The sequence below is a fragment of the Pseudomonas arcuscaelestis genome (genome assembly GCF_016881005.1).
In the GTDB taxonomy this organism is placed as follows: domain Bacteria; phylum Pseudomonadota; class Gammaproteobacteria; order Pseudomonadales; family Pseudomonadaceae; genus Aquipseudomonas; species Aquipseudomonas arcuscaelestis.
This window is the reverse complement of the sequence record NZ_JACOPV010000046.1, coordinates 1-1565: the sequence shown is the minus strand read 5'-3', so window position 1 is coordinate 1565 and position 1565 is coordinate 1. Positions and strand designations below refer to the sequence as shown.

The following is a 1565-nucleotide window of genomic DNA, read 5'->3' as shown; positions in this document are numbered from 1 at the left end:
GGTACGGATGGGTTTCGCCGGGGTTGTTGCGGATGTCCTGATTCAGCTGGGCTTGGGTCCAGATGTGGCGAGTGAAGTGCTCGCCAGTGACCTGATACTCATGAAAGGTTTGCTCGACGCTGTCCCACACATATAACCAGCCGTCACGCAGTTGGCGCAGGGTGTAGCTGCGGGTTTTCAGCGTGGGCAGTTGCCCCTGCCAGTTCGGTGGCAGCGGGTTCGGTCCTTGGTTGCTGGCTTTGCTGTGCGGGGACTCATCCAGTGCATAGCGCACCGGAAAGATGCTCACCTGCGGCTGCCTGAACGCGCATTGGGCTACATCGAAGGGTGTGTTGGTGAATTCCTGGTTGCGCCTGGCACGGTGCAGTTCGGCTTCAGAGGCGGGCTTGTGCATCACACGTCCTTGTTCAAATTGAGGTTCCAGCAATCGTTATCCATCTGCTGGATACGCATCTCGGGGGCGAGCTTTGCAAAGGCGGGTGTTTGGCTCAGCCACTGTTGGTAGGGGGTGCTTGGGGCCACGGCAAACTCCGTACCCCAACGCAGGCTGTATTCAATCCAGATCGCCAGGCTGCGCTCGCTGATTAGTCCCCATGCCTGTGCGTCGTTCAGGCGCTCTTCGTACCACTGGCTAAGTTGGTTCTTGTTAATGCGCGCCAGGTGCTCAGCTTGGCTCTGCGCAAAACTGCGATGCAGGCGCTCCACAAATCGCCAGCGTGCCGCCTGTGTAAGCGCAGCCAGTTGCGCCTCACCCAGTCCGGCGTATGACTCATGCCATTCAAGCGCCGGCGCTGTTCGGGAAAAGCTGCGCCATTCGAGCGGCCCGGTGCGCTCCCAGGCATGGGCAAACTCAGGTGTGAACCACGTTTCTATGGGGCCAAGCACCCCATCCAACGGCTTGTCCGAGTAGCTGCCCAACCAGTAGCGCGTGACCAGCGGGTCGGCGAAACGCAGCAGCCCTTTACCGCCATGTACATCGGTTGGCGCTATGAAGCGTCGCAAGTGATCGGCTACGGTACTTATCGGTGCCGGGCTATAGAAAAGGCTCGCGTCAGCGTGCCCCGCCTGGCGCTGCAACGTGCTGTCGATCAACGTCGATGAGCGTGGAAGCGACACCAGCAGCGGACCCAACTGATTCAGTTCCGCCCAGCGTGTGCTCAGGTACAGCGGATGGATCTCAAGCGGCTCGCCGAGTTGGTGCAAGTCAGCAATAGCATTGGCACGCAGCACACCGTCGATTAACAGGTAGTTGGCATGTGAAAGGGTGCTCACTGGGCGTTCTCCTGTGCAGCGCGATCACAGGATTCGCAGCGCGGCAGGTTTCGCAGCAGCGAGCGCTGTTGGGCCAGGGCATCCAGTGGCAGCAGCGCTGGCGTGGACAAACCGTCCAGCTCTCCAGGCAGCAGGGGCGCGGCGGCAGTCCCGATAGCAGGGGCACCACCGAGCTGAATCGGGCTGCTGCTGAAAATTCCGCCGGGCGATATGACCAGATGCTGGCCACCCACTTTCAAGGTGATGCCGACGCCTGCGTCGAGAATCAGTTGCGCACCCGCCTTGAGGTGGGC

At 60.8% G+C, this 1565-nt stretch carries 2 protein-coding genes and 1 pseudogene; all 3 read right to left on the bottom strand.

Annotated features, from left to right (window positions below; all coding sequences use genetic code 11):
• A partial coding sequence (locus H8F21_RS29085; RefSeq protein WP_328824464.1) for a toxin VasX occupies positions 1 to 394 on the bottom strand: 394 nt, incomplete at its 3' end.
• Complete coding sequence (locus H8F21_RS29080) at positions 394 to 1272, bottom strand: DUF4123 domain-containing protein (RefSeq protein ID WP_203480137.1); 879 nt, start codon at positions 1270 to 1272, stop codon at positions 394 to 396. The genes H8F21_RS29085 and H8F21_RS29080, both read right to left, overlap by 1 nt.
• Positions 1269 to 1565, bottom strand: a pseudogene (locus H8F21_RS29075) (type VI secretion system tip protein VgrG); the annotation flags it as partial. The pseudogene H8F21_RS29075 and the gene H8F21_RS29080, both read right to left, overlap by 4 nt.